Origin of the sequence: Streptomyces pimonensis, from assembly GCF_041380215.1 — a bacterium.
In the GTDB taxonomy this organism is placed as follows: domain Bacteria; phylum Actinomycetota; class Actinomycetes; order Streptomycetales; family Streptomycetaceae; genus Streptomyces; species Streptomyces pimonensis.
Window position 1 is genome coordinate 60,901 of sequence record NZ_JAHWZY010000004.1, and the last position, 21,029, is coordinate 81,929.

The 21,029-nt window shown below is 72.7% G+C and carries 19 protein-coding genes; 12 read left to right on the forward strand and 7 right to left on the reverse strand.

The features are described 5' to 3' along the window. Positions 1–36: 36 nt before the first annotated feature. Positions 37–1,002, reverse strand: a complete 966-nt coding sequence (locus KYY02_RS05765; RefSeq protein ID WP_371236334.1) for an esterase-like activity of phytase family protein — start codon at positions 1,000–1,002, stop codon at positions 37–39. 143 nt (positions 1,003–1,145) lie between these two features. On the opposite strand from KYY02_RS05765, the gene KYY02_RS05770 reads away from it, so the two are divergent. The 3 genes from KYY02_RS05770 (at position 1,146) to KYY02_RS05780 (ending at position 3,184) form a co-directional block, all read left to right on the forward strand. Continuing rightward, positions 1,146–1,952 carry an endonuclease I family protein gene (locus KYY02_RS05770; protein ID WP_371236335.1) on the forward strand — a complete coding sequence of 269 codons (807 nt, stop codon included), beginning with the start codon at positions 1,146–1,148 and terminating at the stop codon, positions 1,950–1,952. A gap of 307 nt (positions 1,953–2,259) precedes the next feature. Continuing rightward, positions 2,260–2,409, forward strand: coding sequence for a hypothetical protein (locus KYY02_RS05775; RefSeq protein WP_371236337.1), 150 nt, complete (start codon positions 2,260–2,262; stop codon positions 2,407–2,409). A 589-nt stretch (positions 2,410–2,998) separates the two neighbouring features. Further along, positions 2,999–3,184, forward strand: coding sequence for a hypothetical protein (locus tag KYY02_RS05780; protein ID WP_371236339.1), 186 nt, complete (start codon positions 2,999–3,001; stop codon positions 3,182–3,184). 46 nt (positions 3,185–3,230) lie between these two features. Here KYY02_RS05780 and KYY02_RS05785 read toward each other — a convergent pair whose 3' ends face one another. Both KYY02_RS05785 and speB read right to left on the reverse strand, forming a co-directional pair. Next, positions 3,231–4,916, reverse strand: coding sequence for a thiamine pyrophosphate-binding protein (locus KYY02_RS05785; RefSeq protein ID WP_371236340.1), 1,686 nt, complete (start codon positions 4,914–4,916; stop codon positions 3,231–3,233). Further along, a complete protein-coding gene (gene speB / locus KYY02_RS05790; RefSeq protein WP_371236341.1) occupies positions 4,913–5,881 on the reverse strand; it encodes an agmatinase in 969 nt (322 codons plus the stop codon). The genes KYY02_RS05785 and speB overlap by 4 nt, the downstream gene beginning before the upstream one ends. A gap of 152 nt (positions 5,882–6,033) precedes the next feature. Here speB and KYY02_RS05795 point away from each other — a divergent pair, with 152 nt between their 5' ends. Next, on the forward strand, positions 6,034–7,695 hold the full coding sequence (locus KYY02_RS05795; protein WP_371236343.1) for a PucR family transcriptional regulator ligand-binding domain-containing protein: 1,662 nt from the start codon (positions 6,034–6,036) through the stop codon (positions 7,693–7,695). Between the two features lie 143 nt (positions 7,696–7,838). Continuing rightward, a complete protein-coding gene (locus KYY02_RS05800) occupies positions 7,839–8,630 on the forward strand; it encodes a phosphatase (protein WP_371236344.1) in 792 nt (263 codons plus the stop codon). A 64-nt stretch (positions 8,631–8,694) separates the two neighbouring features. On the opposite strand, the gene KYY02_RS05805 is transcribed toward KYY02_RS05800, so the two are convergent. The 4 genes from KYY02_RS05805 to KYY02_RS05820 all read right to left on the reverse strand — a co-directional run bounded on the left by KYY02_RS05805 (position 8,695) and on the right by KYY02_RS05820 (position 12,254). Continuing rightward, positions 8,695–9,216 (reverse strand): DUF4232 domain-containing protein, encoded by a 522-nt coding sequence (locus KYY02_RS05805; RefSeq protein ID WP_371236346.1) that lies wholly within the window; start codon positions 9,214–9,216, stop codon positions 8,695–8,697. Between the two features lie 260 nt (positions 9,217–9,476). Then, on the reverse strand, positions 9,477–10,346 hold the full coding sequence (locus KYY02_RS05810) for an acyl-CoA thioesterase (RefSeq protein WP_371236347.1): 870 nt from the start codon (positions 10,344–10,346) through the stop codon (positions 9,477–9,479). Between the two features lie 34 nt (positions 10,347–10,380). After that, positions 10,381–11,538: an acyl-CoA dehydrogenase family protein gene (locus tag KYY02_RS05815; protein ID WP_371236348.1), complete on the reverse strand. Its 1,158-nt coding sequence runs from the start codon at positions 11,536–11,538 to the stop codon at positions 10,381–10,383. Between the two features lie 116 nt (positions 11,539–11,654). Then, positions 11,655–12,254: an SACE_7040 family transcriptional regulator gene (locus KYY02_RS05820; RefSeq protein WP_371236349.1), complete on the reverse strand. Its 600-nt coding sequence runs from the start codon at positions 12,252–12,254 to the stop codon at positions 11,655–11,657. 87 nt (positions 12,255–12,341) lie between these two features. Here KYY02_RS05820 and KYY02_RS05825 point away from each other — a divergent pair, with 87 nt between their 5' ends. From KYY02_RS05825 to KYY02_RS05855, 7 genes are all read left to right on the forward strand, one after another. After that, a complete protein-coding gene (locus tag KYY02_RS05825) occupies positions 12,342–13,994 on the forward strand; it encodes a carboxyl transferase domain-containing protein (RefSeq protein WP_371236350.1) in 1,653 nt (550 codons plus the stop codon). 26 nt (positions 13,995–14,020) lie between these two features. Then, on the forward strand, positions 14,021–16,030 hold the full coding sequence (locus KYY02_RS05830; RefSeq protein ID WP_371236542.1) for an acetyl-CoA carboxylase biotin carboxylase subunit: 2,010 nt from the start codon (positions 14,021–14,023) through the stop codon (positions 16,028–16,030). Then, positions 16,027–16,974 (forward strand): hydroxymethylglutaryl-CoA lyase, encoded by a 948-nt coding sequence (locus KYY02_RS05835; protein ID WP_371236352.1) that lies wholly within the window; start codon positions 16,027–16,029, stop codon positions 16,972–16,974. The genes KYY02_RS05830 and KYY02_RS05835 overlap by 4 nt, the downstream gene beginning before the upstream one ends. Positions 16,975–16,979: 5 nt before the next feature. Next, the gene (locus KYY02_RS05840; protein ID WP_371236353.1) at positions 16,980–18,140 is read left to right on the forward strand and encodes an acyl-CoA dehydrogenase family protein; all 1,161 of its coding nucleotides are present in this window, start codon (positions 16,980–16,982) and stop codon (positions 18,138–18,140) included. A 129-nt stretch (positions 18,141–18,269) separates the two neighbouring features. Then, positions 18,270–18,860, forward strand: a complete 591-nt coding sequence (locus KYY02_RS05845) for a Uma2 family endonuclease (RefSeq protein ID WP_371236354.1) — start codon at positions 18,270–18,272, stop codon at positions 18,858–18,860. 162 nt (positions 18,861–19,022) lie between these two features. After that, a complete protein-coding gene (locus tag KYY02_RS05850; RefSeq protein ID WP_371236356.1) occupies positions 19,023–20,072 on the forward strand; it encodes an ABC transporter substrate-binding protein in 1,050 nt (349 codons plus the stop codon). Positions 20,073–20,114: 42 nt separating this feature from the next. Further along, positions 20,115–20,984, forward strand: a complete 870-nt coding sequence (locus KYY02_RS05855) for a siderophore-interacting protein (protein WP_371236357.1) — start codon at positions 20,115–20,117, stop codon at positions 20,982–20,984. Positions 20,985–21,029 lie beyond the last annotated feature (45 nt).

Below are 21,029 nucleotides of genomic sequence, written 5' to 3' on the forward strand. Positions count from 1 at the left end.
ACGCGGCCGGCGGTGGATTTCATCCCTCCGCCGTGTTCAGAGGCGTACGCGCAGAGCGTAGAAGCGGGTGGTCTGGCTCTCGTTCTGGTTGTCGTCGCTGACCAGGAGCACCTTCAGCCGGCCGTGGCCGCGGCCCGTGACCACCATGCCCTCGATGTTGTCGAGGAGGGGGTTGGGCTGGGGCTGCTTGGCGGTGGCGCCGAGGGAGGGGCAGTCGGCGAGGTCGGCGAGCAGGGTCTTGTCGTACGCGGTGCCGTGCCGGCCGGCCAGGTAGAGCCGGACGGTGTTGCCGACGCCGGAGGTGAAACCGCGCTCCAGGACGAGCAGGCGGCCGTCGGGGGTGGCGGTGACCTCGGTGACGCCGAGGCCCCGGTCGACGCGGTAGGTGTACTGGGCGCCGGGCCGGAAGCCGCCGTGGGCGGTGCGTTGCCAGGTCTGGAGACGGACCTGGTCGGCGGGGTCGCCGGTGAGGGGGTACTCCATCGACGCGACCAGCGTGCGGCCGCCGGGGAGGAGGGTCAGCCCCTCGAAGCTGCCGTTGGCACGGGCGCGGGTGCCGAGCTCCTCGGGCACGGGGAGCCGGTCGAGGATCTTCCCGTCACGGGAGTAGCGGCGCACGGTGGGCTCGGTCTCGGAGGAGACCAGATACGTTCCGTCCCGGTCGACGACCAGTCCTTCGGAGTCGAGCGCGGCCCCCTTCTCGTCGGCGAGCGGGACCACGCCCTCGGGCCGCAGGGTCCGCGCGTCCAGCCGGAACAGGGCGGACCGGTCCGAGAGGGCGGCGATCGTGCGGTGGCGGTCCGGGGCGAGGGCGGAGAGGTTGCCGACGTAGGTGCCGTCGTACGTCGTCTTGTCGAGCGCGTCGGAGAAGCGGTCGACGGAGACGGACGAGGAGCAGGCGTGGCGCGTCCCGTCCTGCTGGGCGTGGGCCGGCCCTGCGGCGGTCAGGCAGGTCGCGGCGGTGAGGGCGGCGGCGGTGGCGAGAAGGGTTCTCAGGCGCATGCCGTCACCGTAGGACGGCCGGGTGACGGCCGGTCACCGCCCACCGACACATGACCGACACCTCCTCTTCACCCCTACGCATACATGTCCATGTCACTCTTCCGTCCGGCCGCTCAATCAACTCGCGTAGATCGGACGTCCCCATGCCCGTGGCACACATACGCCGTCGCTGGAAGAGCCTCGCCCTGGCCACCTCGGCCGTCCTGGTCGGCCTCGCCGTCCCCGCGCTGAACGCCCCCTCCGCCGGCGCCGCGACCACCGCCTACGACGACACGTACTACGCCGCCGCGATCGGCAAGTCCGGCGCGGCGCTGAAGGACTCCCTGCACACGATCATCAGCGACCAGACGAAGATCTCGTACTCGGCCGTCTGGAACGCCCTGAAGGTCACCGACCAGGACCCGCACAACAGCAACAACGTGATCCTGCTGTACTCGGGCATCTCCCGCAGCAAGTCCCTCAACGGCGGGGACATGGGCGACTGGAACCGCGAGCACGTGTGGGCCAAGTCCCACGGCGACTTCGGCACCTCCACCGGTCCCGGCACCGACCTGCACCACCTGCGCCCCGAGGACGTCCGGGTCAACTCCATCCGCGGGAACAAGGACTTCGACAACGGCGGCGGCTCGTTCACCGACGGCGGCGGCAGCCTGACCGACTCCGACTCCTTCGAACCGCGCGACGCGGTCAAGGGCGACGTGGCCCGCATGATCCTCTACATGGCCGTCCGCTACGAGGGCACCGACGGCTGGCCCGACCTGGAGCCCAACGACACCGTCACCAACGGCAGCAACCCGTACCACGGCCGCCTCTCGGTCCTGAAGCAGTGGCACCGACAGGACCCGCCGAGCGCGTTCGAGAAGCGCCGCAACGACGTCATCCACGACTCGTACCAGCACAACCGCAACCCGTTCATCGACCACCCGGAGTGGGTCGAGGCGATCTGGTAGACCGGACACCCCTTCCGGCACCGGTGCCGGCACCGGCACCGGCACCGGCCGGCAGGGTGGCCGGTGCCGGAACCGGGGCAGACTTCCTCATGGCCGACGCGACACCGACCGCCCACACCCTTTCGGGACGACTCCTCGCCGCGCTCTGGACGCTACGGCTCCTGGCCACGTCGGAGGGATCGCCTCCCGGCCCGGGGAGTTCCTCTCCAAGAGGGTCCCGGAGCGACTGCTGGACGAGGAGCTGTCCCACCTGGCGGCCCATCTCCTCCGGGCGAGAAGCCGGGGAGGCGAACACTGGAAGGCCGCGGTGACCGTCTACCGCGAACTCCCGGACCTCCTGCCGCCGTCCCGCCCGCCCCACGCCACCATGGGGCCCGGCGAGCAGGCGGCCTTCTCGACGGGCTACGCCGAGCGCCTCGCCCACGACAGGAAGGAGTTCGGCGAGTTGCTGGGGTGAGGCCATCAGGATTCCCCCGGGCGGACGCAGGCCCGCCCGGGGACGTCGAGCGTGTCGTTCCTGTCCCCCGCACACGCTTCCGGCATCGCGACGGGCTGCTCGACGAACGGCCGCTCCACCTCGTCCCGCTCGACTCGCACCGCCGTGTGCCGCGTCTTCCGACGCATCGACGGCGTCGGCCCGGACGACTGCTGACCGGCGGACCCGGTCCGGGGGCGTGCGGACTCCCGGGCCCCGAACGACCCCGTGCCGGTGTTCGCTCCCCGGCCCCGGTCCGGTGCCAGCGGTCCGGCGGCTGCACGCCGGGCGCCGTGCGCCTCCACCGGTCGGTCCCGCCGACGACGACCGCGGCCCCGTCGCCGGCCCGGGGGTGACGGTGGCGACGAGGTGCCGCGGACACCCGGGCGTCACCGTGCGGCGCGCCGGTGACGCACGAACGGCGAAATTCTTAATGATCAGTGGTTCGTGATCCTTCCCCGTGGCGGCGCTGTTGTCATGGCCACCAGAGGGTTTCCCTCGTCATCGGACACGTCGAAGGGGTAGGACCATGAGGAAACCGCGCGCCACCCGCACTGCACTCGTAGGGGCCGTGGCTCTCGCGGCAGTCGCGCTTCCGCTGGCCGGCTCGGCCACCGCCGAGACGAGGCTGCTCCCGCACTACACCGACTCCTTCCTGGAGTGCCAGACGCTCGGGAACCAGCTGGCGCAGAAGGGGTGGCTGACGGGCTTCAACTGCGTGCAGGAGGGCAACCACGTGATCATGTACCCCTGGTAGACCCTGGGGTTCGAGGCCCGCCCGGACCCCGGGCGGGCCTCGACGATCACTTCCTGTGGGTCGGGGCGAACATCCGCAGCACGGCGGGGAGGACGACCACCGACGGACCCGGGGTCGCCAGGGCGTTCGCGAGGTCCCGTTCCAGGGTTTCGGGGCCGGTCCGCAGCCCCGGCACGCCGAAGGACTCCGCCAAGGCCACGTAGTCGGGGCGGATCAGTTCCGTCGCCGTGGGTTCCCCGAAGGCGTCGGTCATGTACTCGCGCAGGATGCCGTAGCCGCCGTCGTCGACGATCAGCCAGGTGACGTCCAGGTCGTGCTGGCGGGCGGTGGCCAGTTCGGCGACGGAGTACAGGGCTCCGCCGTCGCCGGAGACCGCGAGCACCGGGCGGGTCGGATCGGCGACGGCCGCGCCGAGGGCGGCCGGGAAGCCGTAGCCGAGGCCGCCGGCGCCCTGCGCGGAGTGCAGGTGGTTGGGGCCCATGGCGTCGAAGGCGGACCAGGCCCAGTACGTCAGGATCGTCATGTCCCAGAAGGACGGCGAGCCGGTGGGCAGGGCGCGGCGGACCGCCGTCAGCACCTGCTGCTCCAGGGTGAGTTCCTGGGCGGCGATGCGCTCACGGACCCGGTCCAGGACCCCCCGTACCCGCTCGGGGGCCGTCGTGTCCTCGCGCGGCTCCACCGTCTCGAGGAGTGCCTGGAGCGCGAGGCGGGCGTCGGCGTGGATGCCGAGGCCCGGATGGTTGGACTCCAGTTTGCCGAGGTCGGCCTCGATCTGGATCACCCGGCCGCGGGGCCTGAAGGTGTGGTAATTGGAGGAGAGCTCGCCGAGGCCGGAGCCGACGACCAGCAGGACGTCCGCGTCCTGAAGGAAGTCGGTGGTGTGGCGGTCCTCCAGCCAGGACTGCAGCGACAGCGGGTGCGTCCAGGGGAAGGCGCCCTTGCCGCCGGGGGTGGTGACGACCGGGGCCTGGATGCGCTCGGCGAGCTGCCGCAGCTTGCCGGAGGCGTCCGAGCGGACCACTCCCCCGCCGGCGATGATCGCGGGACGGGCGGCGTTCGCCAGCAGGTGGGCGGCGAGCGCGGTGAGTTCGGGGCGTGGGGGCAGTTCGTCCGGAGTGGCGTCCATCGCCGTCACCACGGGCAGGACCGTCTGGGCGAGCAGGACGTCCTGCGGGATCTCCACCCACACGGGGCCGTGCGGGACGGTCAGCGCCGACTTCCACGCCTCCGCGATCGCGGACGGGATCTGGGACTGCGTACGGACCGTGTGCACGGACTTGACCACGCCCCGGAACGAGGCCGACTGGTCGGGGAGTTCGTGCAGGTAGCCGTGGCGCCCGCCGCCGAGCCCGGCCGTCGGGACCTGGCTGCCGATCGCCAGCACGGGGGCGGAGGCCGCCGCCGCCTCCTGGAGCGCGGCCAGGGAGGTGAGGGCTCCCGGACCGGTCGACAGCAGCAGCGGGGCGGCCTCGCCGGTGATCCGGCCGTAGGCGTCCGCCGCGAAACCGGCGTTGTTCTCCACGCGCAGACCGATGTAACGCAGGTCGGAGCGGCGCAGGGCGTCGAACACGCCGAGGGCGTGCTGGCCGGGCAGGCCGAAGACGGTGGTCGCGCCGAGCCCGGCCAGGGTCTCCACGACCAGGTCCCCGCCGTTGCGGCCGGAGGGGGGGTTCAGCGCGGCCTCCGTCTGCGCGGCGGTCGGGCGGAGCACCAGGTCGTGGTCGTGAGTCACTGCGTGCGGGCCTCTGCAATCCGACGGGACATGATCGTGGTCAGCTCGTACGCCGTGTGGGACGCGGCGACCGAGGTGATCTCGGCGTGATCGTACGCGGGGGCCACCTCGACGACGTCCGCGGAGACCAGGTTGCAGGAGGCGAGTCCGCGCAGGATCTCCAGCAGCTCGCGGGAGGTCATGCCGCCGGCCTCGGGGGTGCCGGTGCCGGGGGCGTGCGCCGGGTCCAGGCAGTCGATGTCGACGGAGATGTACAGCGGGCGGTCGCCGATGCGCTGGCGGAGCTGGTCGGCGACCTCGTCGGCGCCCCGGCGGTAGACGTCGGCGGAGGTGACGATGCCGAAGCCCATCTTCTCGTCGTCGGTGAGGTCCTGCTTGCCGTAGAGCGGCCCGCGGGTGCCGACGTGGGAGAGGGCGGAGGTGTCGAGGACGCCCTCCTCCACCGCGCGGCGGAACGGGGTGCCGTGGGTGTACTCGGCGCCGAAGTAGGTGTCCCAGGTGTCGAGGTGGGCGTCGAAGTGGAGCAGGGCGACGGGGCCGTGCTTCCTCGCGACCGAGCGGAGCAGCGGCAGGGCGATGGTGTGGTCGCCGCCCAGGGTCATCAGGCGGGCGCCGGTGCCGAGGAGGTCGTCGGCGGCGGCCTCGACCGTCTCCACGGCCTCGTTGATGTCGAACGGGTTCACGGCGATGTCGCCGCCGTCCGCCACCTGGGCGAGGGCGAAGGGGGAGGCGTCCTGCGCGGGGTTGTAGGGGCGCAGCAGCCGGGACGCCTCACGGATGGCGTTGCCGCCGAAGCGGGCGCCCGGCCGGTAGGAGACGCCCGAGTCGAACGGCACGCCCACCACGGCGACGTCGGCGCGGCCGACCTCGTCGAGCCGGGGCAGCCGGGCGAAGGTCGCGGGCCCGGCGTACCGCGGGACGCGGGAGGAGTCGACGGGGCCGCGGGGCGTCTCGGTGCTGCTCATGGGACTGCCTTCTTTCCTGCTCTTCGCCTTGGCTCATGCATGCGCCCGTACCCGCGGGCTGCCGGTCTGTCCCGACCATAAGGGGGCGGAAAGCATCTGCGAAGTGTACGTTTCCTCCATTCCCACCGCATGGAATGGAGGAAGTGTCCAACATGTCGGACCCCATGGTTCCGCCCACGCCTCCCGTGCCCCTGGAGGCCCTGCTGGCCCGCGCGGACCTCGGCCTGCGCCGGATCGCGGGGCCCGACGACCCCGGCACCGTGGTGCACTGGGCGCACGCCTCGGAGATGGCGGACCCGTACCCGTACCTGCTGGGCGGGGAGCTGCTGCTCTCGGCGGGGGTGCACGTCCCGGAGGGGGCGGGCGCGGGGTACTTCGACGCGTATGTCTCGCGGATCGTGGCGGCCGGCGGGGCGGCGCTCGGTTTCGGTCTGGCGCCGGTCCACAAGGCGGTGCCGGAAGCACTGGTGGAAGCGTGCGAGATGCACGGGCTGCCGTTGCTCGAGGTACCGCCGCGGACCACCTTCTCGGGGGTGGCGCGGGCGGTCTGGCAGTTGATGGCGCAGGCCCGCACGGCGGAGCTGCGCCGGGTCGCGGAGGCCCAGCAGAGCCTCGCCACCGCCGCCGCCCGCCCGGACCCGCTGCGGCCGGTGCTCCACCAGCTGGCCCAGCGGATCGGCGGCTGGGCCGTCCTGTTCGCCCCGGACACCACCGAGTTCGCCACCTCGGGAACCACCCCGCCCCCCGGGGCAGGACAGGCCCTGACCGACCTGGCCGGGGTGGTGCGCCCCGGCACGACCGACGTGGCTGCGGGCCGTCACACCTCCCCCGGAGCCCGGAAGGCCGGGGAGGCGCCCCCGGGGACGACGGGGGTCCCGACGGGGGGCGTCCCCCCGCTCGAGCGGGGCCGGGGGCGGGGGAGGGCGGGCGACGGGGGTCCCCCCGCCCGAGCCGAGTCGGGAGCGGGGGAGGCGCCCGGCGCACGCCGGCCGGTGGCCCCCGGCCCGGCCCCCGCCTCCGCCAGCGACACGGTCGACGGCACCCACCTCGCCGCCTACGCCCTCGGCACCGGCTTCGTGCTCGGCGTGGCCTCACCGCACCGCACCCCCGGCGACCACACCATCGCCTCCGTCGCGGCCGCCCTGCTCTCCCTCCTCACCGGCCGGCGACAGAGCGCCACCGCCACGGCCCACTCCTCCGCGCTCGTACGGCTGCTGCTGGGCAGCCCGCCCCGGGACGTGGCCCCCCTGCTCGGCGGGGAGCGGTGGCACGTCGTACACGCCCGGCCGGACGGCCCCACGGCACCGGACCCCCTGGCCGCCTCCGCGCTGGGCACCGCACTCGGGTCGGCACTGGTCGACCCGGCGGGCGGGACCGTACGCGTGCTGGTGCCGGCCGACCGGCCCGTGGAACCGCTGCCGGGCTGGACCCTCGGCGTCAGCACGACCGCCGCCCCGCCCGACTGGCCGGACGCCGACACCCGGGCCGCCCGCGCCCTGGCCCGGGCCCGCGCCACCCGCGTCCCGCTGCTCCGGCACGGTGACCGCCCCGCCCTCGCCGACCTCGTCCCGCCGCACGACGCGGACGCCCACGCCCGGGCGCTGCTCGCGCCGATAGCGGCCGCTCCCGCCCTCACGGACACCCTGCGCACCTGGCTCTCCCTGCACGGCAGTTGGGACCGTACGGCGGTGGCGCTGTCGGTGCACCGCAACACCGTGCGGCAGCGCGTCGCGCGGTGCGCGGCGCTGCTGGAGGCGGACCTGGACGACCCGGACGTGCGGATGGAGCTGTGGTTCGCGCTGCGCCGGACGTGAGGGACCCCCGTAGCCGTACGGAGTCGCGCTGTATCGGACGTGAGGGACCCCCGTAGCCGTACGGAGTCGACTGAGTACGTGACGCACGTCCCAGCGTGCGATATCCCAGGGACGCCCCCGGGGCGCTGCCCCACAATGGGGGCATGCCGATACCCGGGACACCCAGCCGCGCCCAACTCGTCGAACACCTGGTCGCCACGCGTATCGCGGGCGATGTCGCCACGCCGCGCGAGAACAACCTCTCGCACTACCGCAAACTGTCGAACGGCGACCGCCACTTCTGGCTCGGCCTGGAGCTCGGCGACCGCTGGACCGACGAGCAGGACGTGCTGGCGGTGATGGCGGAGCGGGTCGGCGTCAACGACGACCCCGAGTACCGGCACGGGCAGGACACCATCGACCCGGAGCTGACCGTGGCCGGGCTCGAGCGCATGGCCGGGCGGCTGCGCAAGGCGGCGGACGGGCGGCAGCGGGTGCTGTTCGCGACCGGTCACCCGGGCGGGCTGCTGGACGTGCACCGGGCGACGGCCGCCGCGCTGCGGGCCGCCGGCTGCGAGATCGTGGTCGTCCCGGACGGACTGACCACGGACGAGGGCTACGTGATGCAGTTCGCGGACGTGGCGGTGCTGGAGCACGGCGCCACGTTGTGGCACACCCACTCCGGTGAGCCGATGAAGGCCGTCCTGACCGCCCTGGAGCGCGAGGGCCGCCCGCTGCCCGACCTGGTCGTCGCCGACCACGGCTGGGCGGGTGCGGCGGGGCAGTACGGCGTGGACAGCGTCGGCTACGCCGACTGCAACGACCCGGCCCTCTTCGTCGCCGAGTCCGAGGGCACCGTCCAGGTCACGGTCCCCCTCGACGACCACGTCACCAGCCCCCGCCACTACGACCCGATGACGGCGTACCTGCTGGCGGAGGCCGGTCTGGCGCAGTGAGACGCCCCGTCGGCCGGGCGCGGGGGACGCGCCCGGCCGACGGGGCGGCCGGTGGAGGCGGGGGTCAGCCGGCGAACGGGACGGCGTCGGCGCGGTCGGCGTGCCAGTTGGTGGCGATCGGCCGGTCGACCGTGGCGGTGTCGGGGAGGCGGAGCGTGACGGAGTTCTCCTCGTCGCCGGCGACCGAGAGGTGGAGCCGGTCGAACTGCACGCCGTTGTCGTTGCCGGTGGACTTGGGGTTGATGCCGGCGTAGGCGACGGCGGAGCCGGCGAGGACGACGTCCTCGCTGACGCTGTGCTCGGCGGGCGAGACCTCGGTGTCGGGGTGGGACCCGAAGGAGGCGGAGGGGAACACGCCCTCCAGGTGGCAGATGATGCCGGGCCTGGCCTTGGCGGTGATCAGGTAGTAGCCGCCCGCCTGCGTCTCGGGCGTGACCTTGAAGGTCAGGTCGCTGGTCGCGCAGGGCCGGGTGGTGAAGCCGTCGCTGTCGGCGGCGGCCGTGGCGGTGGCGGCGCCGCCGAGGGCGAGCGCGGCGACGGCGGCCAGGGCGAGGCGGGAGGAGCGGGTGGCGAAGCGTGAACGCATGGTGGTCTCCGTGGTGTGACGTGGTGGATCGGCCGGCGGGCTGCCGGGATGACCGCAGCTTGTGCCGTGATCCGTCCCGCCCGCCACATCGAACGCCCATCGCGGGACGCCGGAACGCTGGGACGGCCTCTGACCAGCGCGGATACCGACCGCCTGGAACGGTCGACTGGGACGCGGACAGCCGTGCGGCCCCCGCGCGGGACATGTGCGGGGGCCGCTTGCGCGCGTCATGCGGAAGGGAGGGGGCGTCCGGAGCCGGCTCAGGGGCGCGGGACCCGGACCACGCCCTCCTGGATGACCGAGACCGCCAGGCGGCCGTCCTGGGTGTAGATGCGGGCCTGACCGAGGCCGCGGCCGCCGTGGGCCGACGGGGACTGCTGGTCGTACAGGAGCCACTCGTCGGCGCGGAACGGGCGGTGGAACCACATCGCGTGGTCCAGGGAGGCGCCGACGACGTCGCCGACGGCCCAGCCGCCGCGGCCGTGGGCGAGGAGGACGGAGTCCAGCAGCGTCATGTCGGAGACGTACGTGGCGAGGACGACGTGCAGCAGAGGGTCGTCCGCGAGCTTGCCGTCGGTGCGGAACCACACCTGGGAGTGGGGTTCGCGGGGTTCACCGAAGCGGCCGTAGGGCGGCTCGTCGACGTAGCGCAGGTCGACGGCGGCGCGGGCCTCCAGGAAGCGCTCCACGACCTCGGGCGCGAGGTGGGCGTACCCGCGCAGGCGCTCCTGCGACGTGGGCAGCGTGGCCGGGTCGGGGGAGGGCGGCATCGGGTCCTGGTGGTCCAGGCCCTCCTCGTACGTCTGGAAGGACGCCGAGAGGTGGAAGACCGGCTTTCCGTGCTGGACCGCGACCACCCGCCGGGTGGTGAAGGAGCGGCCGTCGCGGATCCGGTCGACGGTGTAGACGATCGGGGCGCCGGGGTCGCCGGGGCGCAGGAAGTACGCGTGCAGGGAGTGGGCGGGCCGGTCCTCGGGGACGGTCCGCCCGGCGGCGACCAGCGCCTGCGCCGCGACCTGCCCGCCGAAGACGCGGGGGACGACGGCGCTGCGGGAGTGACCGCGGAAGATGTTCTCCTCGATCTGCTCGAGGTCGAGCAGATCGAGGAGGTCCTGTAGTGCCTGACTCATGGGTCAGTTGTATACGGCAGGGATTTCCGGGACCTTACAGCCCCATGTCCTTGGCGATGATCGACTTCATGATCTCGCTGGTGCCGCCGTAGATGCGGTTGACGCGGTTGTCCGCGTACAGGCGGGCGATCGGGTACTCGTTCATGTAGCCGTAGCCGCCGTGCAGCTGGAGGCAGCGGTCGATGACGCGGTGGGCGACCTCGGTGCAGAACAGCTTGGCGCTGGCGGCCTCGGCGGGGGTGAGCTCGCCGGCGTCCAGGGCCTCGGTGGCACGGTCGGCGACGGCCTCGGCGGCGTCCACCTCGGCCTGGCAGGCGGCCAGCTCGAACTTGGTGTTCTGGAAGTGGGCGACCGGCTTGCCGAAGACGGTGCGCTCCTGCACGTACTGCTTGGCGAACCGGACGGCGGCCTTGGCCTGCGCGTAGGCGCCGAAGGCGATGCCCCAGCGCTCGGAGGCCAGGTTGTGGCCGAGGTAGTGGAAGCCCTTGTTCTCCTCGCCGAGCAGGTCCTCGACGGGCACCTTGACGTCGACGAACGCCAGCTCGGCGGTGTCGGAGGTCTTCAGGCCGAGCTTGTCGAGCTTGCGGCCCACGGAGTAGCCCTCGGACTTGGTGTCCACGGCGAACAGGGAGATGCCGTGGCGGCGGTCCTCGGCCGTCGGGGCGGCGGTGCGGGCGCAGACGATCACCTTGTCGGCGTGGACGCCGCCGGTGATGAAGGTCTTGGCGCCGTTGAGGACGTAGTGCGTGCCGTCCTCGCTGAGCTTGGCGGTGGTCTTCATGCCCGCGAGGTCGGAGCCGGTGCCCGGCTCGGTCATCGCGATGGCCCACATCTCCTCGCCGGTGACGAACTTCGGCAGGAAGCGCTTCTTCTGCTCGTCGGTGGCCAGCATCTTGATGTACGGGAGGGCGAGCAGCACGTGCACGCCGGAGCCGCCGAACTGGACGCCCGCGCGGGCGGTCTCCTCGTAGAGGACGGCCTCGAACTTGTGGGTGTCCATGCCCGCGCCGCCGAACTCCTCGGGCACGCTGATGCCGAAGACGCCCAGCTCACCGAGCTTGTAGTAGAAGTCGCGGGGTGCCTGGCCCGCCGCGAACCACTCGTCGTAGACGGGGACGACCTCGGCCTCGATGAAGGCGCGGATGGTCTCCCGGAACGCCTCGTGATCCTCGTTGAAAACCGTACGGCGCACTGTCCGCCACCTCCAGAACCTGGGCATGTCTAAGCGCTTGCTCAGATCAAAGGTACCGGCGAGTATCCACAGCCGTCCAGAGCGGGGTCCCCGTAACGCTCGTCACTCCGCCGGGGTCACGGCGAGACCGCCGCCTCGAACGCGCCCCGGGCCATCCGGTGCAGCAGCTCGGCGGTGCCCGCACGACCGGGCAGGGAGCCGGGGCGGGTCAGGTGCGGGGTGGAGTTGAGCAGGCCGAACACCGAGTGGACCGCCGAGCGGGCCACCGGTTCGGCCAGCTGCGGGTACAGCTCGCGGACCACCTCCACCCACAGCTCGACGTACTGCCGCTGCAGCTGGCGGACCAGCTTGCGGTCGGTGTCCCGGAGGCGGTCCAGCTCCCGGTCGTGCAGGGTGATGAGGGGGCGGTCGTCGAGCGCGAAGTCGATGTGCCCCTCGATCAGCGAGTCGAGGACCACCTCGGGGGCCGACACCCCCCGGGCCTCCTCCAGGCGCCGCTTCGCGCCGGTCAGCAGCCGCCCGCTGATCCCCACCAGCAGCTCCGCGAGCATCGCGTCCTTGCCCGCGAAGTGCCGGTAGAGCCCGGGCCCGCTGATACCGACCGCGGCGCCTATCTCGTCGACCCCGACGCCGTGGAAGCCGCGTTCGGCGAAGAGCCGCGCGGCCTCCTTGAGGATCTGCTCGCGGCGGGTGGGGGCGTCGGTTCTGGCGGTCATGAGGACGATTCTAGACAGGGAGGTTAGCGGTCGTTAACCTGGGGAAAATGCGTTAACGCTCATTAACAAGGTGAGGGGACCCGCAGGATGCATGAGGCACCGGAGCTTCACAGCGACGGGGGTGCCCCCGCGCGAGTTCTTTCGAGCGTGGGGGACGGTCCCGCGTCGGAGGCCTTTCGGGCCAACGAGGAGGCGCACCGCGCCCTCGTCGAGGAGCTGCGCGGCAAGCTGGCCGCGGCGGCGCTCGGCGGCGGCGAGCGGGCGCGGGCACGGCACACCGCGCGCGGGAAGCTGCTCCCGCGCGAGCGCGTGGACACGCTCCTCGACCCCGGATCGCCCTTCCTGGAGCTGGCCCCGCTGGCGGCCGACGGGATGTACGAGGGGCAGGCCCCGGCGGCCGGCGTGATCGCCGGGATCGGGCGGGTCGCCGGCCGGGAGTGCGTGGTCGTGGCCAACGACGCCACCGTCAAGGGCGGCACGTACTACCCGATGACGGTGAAGAAGCACCTGCGCGCCCAGGAGGTGGCCCTCGACAACCGGCTCCCCTGCGTCTACCTGGTGGACTCCGGCGGCGCGTTCCTGCCGATGCAGGACGAGGTGTTCCCGGACCGGGACCACTTCGGACGGATCTTCTACAACCAGGCCCGGATGTCCGGCGCCGGCATCCCGCAGATCGCGGCGGTGCTCGGCTCGTGCACGGCGGGCGGCGCGTACGTCCCGGCGATGAGCGACGAGGCGGTGATCGTCCGGAACCAGGGCACGATCTTCCTGGGCGGCCCGCCGCTGGTGAAGGCGGCCACCGGCGAGGTGGTCACGGCGGAGGAGCTGGGCGGCGGCGAGGTCCACGCACGGGTCTCGGGCGTCACCGACCACCTCGCGGAGGACGACGCGCACGCACTGCGGATCGTGCGGGACATCGTCTCCACGCTTCCCGCGCGGGGGCCGCTCCCCTGGCGGGTGGAGCAGGCCGTCGAGCCCGAGGTGGACCCGGCGGGGCTGTACGGGGCGGTGCCGGTCGACTCCCGCACGCCCTACGACGTACGCGAGATCATCGCGCGGATCACCGACGGCTCCCGTTTCGCGGAGTTCAAGTCGGAGTTCGGGCAGACCCTGGTCACCGGCTTCGCCCGGATCCACGGCCACCCGGTGGGCATCGTCGCCAACAACGGCATCCTCTTCTCCGAGTCCGCGCAGAAGGGCGCCCACTTCATCGAGCTGTGCGACCAGCGCGGCATCCCGCTGGTGTTCCTGCAGAACATCTCGGGCTTCATGGTGGGCCGGGACTACGAGGCGGGCGGCATCGCCAAGCACGGCGCCAAGATGGTCACGGCGGTCGCCTGCACGCGCGTACCGAAGCTGACGGTGGTGGTCGGCGGGTCGTACGGGGCGGGCAACTACTCGATGTGCGGGCGGGCGTACTCGCCCAGGTTCCTGTGGATGTGGCCCAACGCCAAGATCTCGGTGATGGGCGGCGAGCAGGCGGCCTCCGTCCTCGCGACCGTCAAGCGGGACCAGCTCCGGGCGCGCGGCGAGGAGTGGCCGGCCGAGGAGGAGGACGCCTTCAAGGCCCCGATCCGCGCCCAGTACGAGCGCCAGGGGAACGCCTACTACGCGACGGCCCGCCTCTGGGACGACGGCGTGATCGACCCGCTGGAGACCCGGCGGGTGCTGGGCCTGGCCCTGACCGCGTGCGCCAACGCGCCCCTGGGTGAGCCCCAGTTCGGCGTCTTCCGGATGTGAGGGGACCCCTGACGATGACTGAGCAGATGTTCGAGACGGTACTGGTGGCCAACCGGGGCGAGATCGCGGTCCGCGTCATCCGCACCCTGCGGTCGATGGGCGTGCGCTCGGTGGCCGTGCACTCCGACGCGGACGCCGGCGCCCGGCACGTCCGGGAGGCCGACACGGCGGTGCGGATCGGGCCGGCGCCGGCCTCGGAGAGCTATCTGTCGGTGGAGCGGCTGCTGCGGGCCGCCGCCCGCACCGGCGCGCAGGCGGTCCACCCCGGGTACGGCTTCCTCGCCGAGAACGCCGCCTTCGCGCGGGCGTGCGAGGAGGCGGGGCTGGTGTTCATCGGGCCCCCGGCGGACGCGATCGCCCTGATGGGCGACAAGATCCGCGCGAAGGAGACGGTGAAGGCGGCCGGGGTGCCGGTGGTGCCCGGCTCCAGCGGCAGCGGGCTGACGGACGAGCAGCTCGCCGGGGCCGCCCGCGAGATCGGGATGCCGGTGCTGCTGAAGCCGTCCGCGGGCGGTGGCGGCAAGGGCATGCGCCTGGTGCGGGACGCCTCGGCGCTGGCCGACGAGATCGCCGCCGCCCGCCGTGAGGCCCGCGCCTCCTTCGGCGACGACACGCTGCTGGTCGAGCGGTGGATCGACCGCCCCCGGCACATCGAGATCCAGGTACTGGCCGACGGCCACGGGGGCGTCGTCCACCTGGGTGAGCGGGAGTGCTCCCTCCAGCGCCGCCACCAGAAGATCATCGAGGAGGCGCCCAGCGTGCTCCTCGACGAGGGGACCCGGGCCGCGATGGGCGAGGCGGCGGTCCAGGCGGCCCGCTCCTGCGGCTACCGGGGCGCGGGCACGGTGGAGTTCATCGTCCCGGGCGACGACCCCTCGTCGTACTACTTCATGGAGATGAACACCCGCCTCCAGGTGGAGCACCCGGTCACCGAGCTGGTCACGGGGCTGGACCTGGTGGAGTGGCAGCTCCGGGTGGCGGCGGGCGAGCCGCTCGGCTTCGGGCAGGACGACATCCGGCTCACCGGCCACGCGGTCGAGGCCCGTGTCTGCGCGGAGGACCCGGCGCGCGGCTTCCTCCCCTCCGGCGGCACGGTGCTGAGGCTGCGCGAACCGCAGGGCGACGGGGTGCGCACCGACTCCGGGCTGAGCGAGGGCACGGAGGTCGGCAGCCTCTACGACCCGATGCTCTCCAAGGTGATCGCGTACGGCCCCGACCGCGCGACCGCACTGCGCAGGCTCCGCGCGGCGCTGGCGGAGACGGTGACGCTGGGCGTGCGGACCAACGCCGGGTTCCTGCGGCGGCTGCTGGCGCATCCGGCGGTGGTCGGCGGCGACCTGGACACCGGGCTGGTCGAGCGCGAGGTGGACGGGCTCGTGGCGGACGGGGTGCCGGCGGAGGCGTACGCGGCGGCGGCGCTGCTGCGCCAGGCTTCCCTCCGGCAGCCCGCCGACGGATCCGGCTGGGCCGACCCGTTCGCCGCCGCCGACGGCTGGCGGATGGGCGGCGAGCGGGCGTGGACGGTGCACCACCTGCGGGTGGCGGGCCACGACCCGGTGACCGTGCGCGTGCGCCGCACGGCGGACGGCGGGACGGAACTGCTGCTGCCGGGCGCCGGCGCCCCGGTGCGGGCGTCCGCGGGCCCGGTGGGCGAGCACCGGTTCGCCTGCACGCTCGACGGTGTCACCCACACCTTCGCCGCCCTGCCGGACGGCACCTGGCTGGGCCGGGACGGCGACGCCTGGCACGTACGCGACCACGATCCGGTCGTCGCGTCCCTCAGCCGCGCCGGCCGGGCGGGCGCCGACTCGCTGACCGCGCCGATGCCCGGCACGGTGACGGTGGTGAAGGTCGCCGTCGGCGACGAGGTGAGCGCGGGCCAGAGCCTGCTGGTGGTGGAGGCGATGAAGATGGAGCACGTCGTCTCCGCCCCGCACGCCGGCACGGTCACCGAACTGGACGTGGCCCCGGGCACCACGGTCGCGATGGACCAGGTGCTGGCGGTCGTCGCCCCCGTGGAGGAGGAGACGGCATGAACGCCCCGGAACCGGCCCTGCCCATGGTCGTACCGGCCGAGGGCCTGCCCGCGCGGGTGCGCATCCACGAGGTCGGCGCGCGCGACGGGCTGCAGAACGAGAAGGCGACCGTGCCGACGGCCGTCAAGGCGGAGTTCGTCCGCCGCCTGGCCGGCACGGGCCTGACCACCATCGAGGCGACGAGCTTCGTGCACCCTGAGTGGGTGCCCCAGCTGGCGGACGCCGAGGAGCTGTACCCGGCGGTGTCCGACCTGCCCGTGTCGCTGCCCGTCCTGGTGCCGAACGAGCGCGGCCTCGCCCGCGCGCTGGCACTGGGCGCCCGGCGGGTGGCGGTCTTCGCCAGCGCCACGGAGTCCTTCGCCAGGGCCAACCTCAACCGCACGGTGGACGAGGCGCTGGCGATGTTCGAGCCGGTGGTGCGGCGGGCGAAGGCGCAGGACGTCCACGTCCGCGGCTACCTGTCGATGTGCTTCGGCGACCCGTGGGAGGGCGCGGTCCCCCTCCCGCAGGTGGTGAGGGTGTGCCGGGCCCTGCTGGACATGGGCTGCGACGAGCTGAGCCTGGGCGACACCGTCGGCGTGGCGACCCCGGGCCACGTCACGTCCCTGCTCACCGCGCTCACCGGGGCGGGCGTGCCCGTGTCCGCGCTGGGCGTGCACTTCCACGACACCTACGGCCAGGCCCTGTCCAACACGCTGGCCGCGCTCCAGCAGGGCGTCAGCACGGTCGACGCCTCCGCAGGCGGCCTCGGCGGCTGCCCGTACGCGAAGTCCGCCACCGGCAACCTCGCCACCGAGGACCTCGTGTGGATGCTGCGGGGCCTCGGCATCGACACCGGGGTCGACCTCGGCCGCCTGGTCGCCACGAGCGTCTGGATGGCCGCCCACCTGGGCCGGCCCAGCCCGTCCCGCACCGTACGAGCCCTCTCCCACCAGGAGCAGTGAACGACATGGACCACAAGCTCTCCCCCGAACTGGAAGACCTCCGCCGCACGGTCGAGGAGTTCGCGCACGACGTGGTGGCGCCGAAGATCGGTGACTTCTACGAGCGGCACGAGTTCCCGTACGAGATCGTGCGGGAGATGGGCCGGATGGGCCTGTTCGGGCTGCCGTTCCCGGAGGAGTACGGCGGCATGGGCGGCGACTACTTCGCGCTCGGCGTGGCCCTGGAGGAGCTGGCGCGGGTCGACTCCTCGGTGGCCATCACCCTGGAGGCGGGCGTCTCCCTGGGCGCGATGCCACTCCACCTCTTCGGCACCGAGGCGCAGAAGCGCGAGTGGCTCCCCCGTCTGTGCTCGGGCGAGGTCCTCGGCGCGTTCGGCCTGACCGAGCCCGACGGCGGCAGCGACGCGGGCGCGACCCGTACGACGGCCCGGCTGGACGAGTCGACCGACGAGTGGGTCATCAACGGCACCAAGTGCTTCATCACCAACTCGGGCACCGACATCACGGGCCTGGTCACGGTCACCGCGGTCACCGGCCGCAAGCCGGACGGCGGGCCGCTGATCTCGGCGATCATCGTCCCGTCGGGCACGCCGGGCTTCACGGTGGCGGCCCCCTACTCGAAGGTCGGCTGGAACGCCTCGGACACGCGGGAGCTGTCCTTCGCCGACGTCCGGGTCCCGGCCGCCAACCTCCTCGGTGCGGAGGGCCGCGGCTACGCCCAGTTCCTGCGCATCCTGGACGAGGGCCGCATCGCCATCGCCGCGCTGGGCACGGGTCTGGCGCAGGGCTGTGTGGACGAGTCGGTGAAGTACGCCAGGGAGCGGCACGCGTTCGGGCGGCCGATCGGCGCCAACCAGGCGATCCAGTTCAAGATCGCAGACATGGAGATGAAGGCCCACACGGCCCGCCTCGCCTGGCGCGACGCGGCCAGTCGGCTGGTGGCCGGCGAGCCCTTCAAGAAGGAGGCGGCGCTGGCCAAGCTGTACTCGTCCACGGTCGCCGTGGACAACGCCCGCGACGCCACCCAGATCCACGGCGGTTACGGCTTCATGAACGAGTACCCGGTGGCCCGTATGTGGCGCGACTCCAAGATCCTGGAGATCGGCGAGGGCACGAGCGAGGTCCAGCGGATGCTGATCGCACGGGAGTTGGGGCTGACGGGCTGAACCTCGGGTTCCGGCCCGCGTCCGTCGGGGTGCTTCGCCGGCCGGCCCGTCGGCGAAGCACCCGGCACCGGTTCGATCACGTGACGAGCACGTGCGGTCACCGTGCGGAGCCGTCAGTACTCTGGATCCATGGACTACGCGAAGATGCGCGCGATCGCCGAGCGGCTCGGAGCCCATGCCGAACAGCTCGAGGGTTCCTGGAGCGTGGAGGTCGGCCCGTCAGGTCCGATACTGGCCATGATGTGCCCCTCGAAGCGTCACGAGGGCACCGTCCGGCGCATCTGCAAGCAGTTGGACGAGCAACTCCTCACCACCCATCGCGGCTACATCTGCGCGAACGGCCCGGAGATCGAACACCCCGCGATCGGCCGCATGCGACGCCCCGACGCCGTCGTCATTCCCGAGGCCGTGCTCGACGAGGAGGGCCTCGCCGTCGACGCCACGCAGGTCCTGGCGGTCGTCGAGATCGTCCCTCCCTCCAACCCGAACAACGACTACGGCGAAAAACTCGCCGAGTACCCCGCCATGGGCATTCCGCACTACATGATCGTCGATCCCCGGACCGGCACGATCGAGGTGCATTCCTCCCCGTGCGGGAACCACTACAGCGACAAGGACCCGTACATCTTCGGAGACACGGTCCCGTTCGGCCCCTGGACGGTGGACACGTCCGCGTTCCGCCGCTACGGCAAGGACCGGGACGAGACCTCCCCGGTATAGGGCTGTCCCTTCGCGCGGCCCGATCCGCGGTTCGGCACGGGCACGCCGGCCGGCCGCGGGGTAATGCGCACCCGGCGCCCCCTGGACAGATTCTGAGGTTAGGCTAACCTAATCCTGTTTCCAGCCCAGGACGGCTCCGTACGCACGAAAGCAGAACCTCCCATGTCGAACGCCAGAACCGCCCGCTTCTCCCGTCGGGGACTGCTCGCCGCCGGTGGCGCCCTCGGACTCGGCGCCGTGCTCACCGCCTGCGGGGACGACGACGCGAAGGGCGGCGGCTCGGACGCGGCGGGGTCCGGCGGGGCGAAGTCCGGTCCGTGGTCCTTCAAGGACGACCGCGGCACCACCGTGAAGCTCGACGAGGTGCCGACGAACATCGTCGCGTTCACCGGCGTCGCCGCCGCGCTGTACGACTACGGCGTCGAGGTGAAGGGCGTCTTCGGGCCGACCACGACGACGGACGGCAAGGCCGACGTCCAGGCCGGCGACATGGACGTCAGCAAGCTGACGATCTTCGGCAACAAGTTCGACAGCTTCAACGTCGAGCAGTACGCGGCCTTCCGGCCCGAGGTGCTCATCTCCACGACGTTCGACGACGCCGGGACGCTCTGGTACGTCCCGGAGGCCTCCAAGGACAAGATCGCCAAGCTCGCCCCGAGCGTCGCGATCTCCGTCTACGACCTCCAGATGCCCGAGCCGCTGCAGCGCATGGCCGAGCTGGCCGAATCGCTGGGCGCCGACATGAAGGCCACGAAGGCCGTCGAGGCGAAGAAGAAGTTCGAGGCCGCCGCCGAGCGGCTGCGCAAGGCCGCGAAGTCCCGCCCGGAGATCAGGGTGCTGGCCGGTTCCGCCGCGCAGGAGGTCTTCTACGTCTCCGGCTCCAACTTCTCCATCGACCTGGAGTACTTCAAGGCCCTCGGTGTGAACCTGGTGGAGCCCCCGGAGGAGGCCAAGAAGGCGACCGGCGGCTGGTTCGAGACGCTGAGCTGGGAGAACGTCGACAAGTACCCGGCCGACGTCATCATCATGGACGACCGCGCCTCGACCGTCCAGCCCGCCGACATCACCGAGGCGACCTGGAAGAAGCTCCCCGCGGTCAAGGCCGGCCAGGTCATCTCCCGCTCCCCCGAGCCGATCCTGTCCTACGACAAGTGCACGCCGCTGCTCGACAACCTCGCCGAGGCCATCGAGAAGGCCGAGAAGGTCGGCTGACCGCACCCGCCGGAACCCCTCTCCCCCCCCCCGGAGCCACACGTGACCACCGCCGTAGCCGCCCCGTTCCGTTTCTTCGCCCTCCAGGTCGTGACGGTGAGGCGGCTCGGTCCGTCCCTGGTCCGGGTCACCTTCGCGGGTCCCGATCTGCGGGACTTCCGCTCCGACGGGCGCGACCAGTCCCTGTCGCTGTTCCTGCCGCATCCGGGGCAGAGCGAGCCGGTCGTGCCGCTCGAACTGGGCGACGACTGGTGGCAGGGGTGGCGCGAACTCCCCGACGACGTGCGGGCCGTGATGCGCTCGTACACGCTGCGGGGGCTGCGCACGGACGCCGGGGGGCACACCACCGAGGTCGACGTCGACTTCGTGCTGCACGGCGTCACCGAGGGGGCCGGCGCGTCCGCCGAGGCGGGCCCCGCCTCCCGCTGGGCCGCCCGCGCCGCCGCCGGCGACCGGGTGCTGCTGCTCGGCCCCGCGATCGCCGACAACCGCGCGATCCGCTTCCGCCCGCCCGAGGACACCGACCTGGTGCTGCTCTGGGCCGACGAGACCGCCCTGCCGGCCGCCGCCGCCGTCCTGGAGGCCCTCCCGGCCGGCACCCGCGTCCGGGTGTGGCTGGAGGTGCCGCACGCCGGGGACGTCCAGGACCTGGCGACCGAGGCCGACGCCGAGATCACGTGGTTCGTCAGGGCTGCGCACGGTCAGGGCTCCCCCGTGGCCCTGGACGGCATCCGCACCGCCGGACTCCCGCCCGCCGAGCGGCCGTACGTCTGGATCGCCGGGGAGGCGGACTGCGTCAAGCGGCTGCGGCGGCACTTCGTGGGCGAGCGGGGGATCGACCGCAGGCGGGTGACGTTCGTGGGCTACTGGCGTCGCGGGCTGACGGAGGAACAGCTGCGCGCACAGGGATAGTCCGGCGCCCGGCCGGCCCCGGTCACTCCCGGCACAGGAGTGATC

What these genes read in the sequence shown, in the direction of transcription:
- KYY02_RS05840 (WP_371236353.1), top strand. Translation starts at nt 16,980, where the DNA reads ATGGACCACAAGCTCTCCCCCGAACTGGAAGACCTCCGCCGCACGGTC.
- KYY02_RS05770 (WP_371236335.1), top strand. Translation starts at nt 1,146, where the DNA reads ATGCCCGTGGCACACATACGCCGTCGCTGGAAGAGCCTCGCCCTGGCC.
- KYY02_RS05810 (WP_371236347.1), bottom strand. Translation starts at nt 10,346, where the DNA reads ATGAGTCAGGCACTACAGGACCTCCTCGATCTGCTCGACCTCGAGCAG.
- KYY02_RS05820 (WP_371236349.1), bottom strand. Translation starts at nt 12,254, where the DNA reads ATGACCGCCAGAACCGACGCCCCCACCCGCCGCGAGCAGATCCTCAAG.
- KYY02_RS05845 (WP_371236354.1), top strand. Translation starts at nt 18,270, where the DNA reads ATGGACTACGCGAAGATGCGCGCGATCGCCGAGCGGCTCGGAGCCCAT.
- KYY02_RS05830 (WP_371236542.1), top strand. Translation starts at nt 14,021, where the DNA reads ATGTTCGAGACGGTACTGGTGGCCAACCGGGGCGAGATCGCGGTCCGC.
- KYY02_RS05765 (WP_371236334.1), bottom strand. Translation starts at nt 1,002, where the DNA reads ATGCGCCTGAGAACCCTTCTCGCCACCGCCGCCGCCCTCACCGCCGCG.
- KYY02_RS05800 (WP_371236344.1), top strand. Translation starts at nt 7,839, where the DNA reads ATGCCGATACCCGGGACACCCAGCCGCGCCCAACTCGTCGAACACCTG.
- KYY02_RS05825 (WP_371236350.1), top strand. Translation starts at nt 12,342, where the DNA reads ATGCATGAGGCACCGGAGCTTCACAGCGACGGGGGTGCCCCCGCGCGA.
- KYY02_RS05805 (WP_371236346.1), bottom strand. Translation starts at nt 9,216, where the DNA reads ATGCGTTCACGCTTCGCCACCCGCTCCTCCCGCCTCGCCCTGGCCGCC.
- KYY02_RS05795 (WP_371236343.1), top strand. Translation starts at nt 6,034, where the DNA reads ATGTCGGACCCCATGGTTCCGCCCACGCCTCCCGTGCCCCTGGAGGCC.
- KYY02_RS05850 (WP_371236356.1), top strand. Translation starts at nt 19,023, where the DNA reads ATGTCGAACGCCAGAACCGCCCGCTTCTCCCGTCGGGGACTGCTCGCC.
- speB (WP_371236341.1), bottom strand. Translation starts at nt 5,881, where the DNA reads ATGAGCAGCACCGAGACGCCCCGCGGCCCCGTCGACTCCTCCCGCGTC.
- KYY02_RS05835 (WP_371236352.1), top strand. Translation starts at nt 16,027, where the DNA reads ATGAACGCCCCGGAACCGGCCCTGCCCATGGTCGTACCGGCCGAGGGC.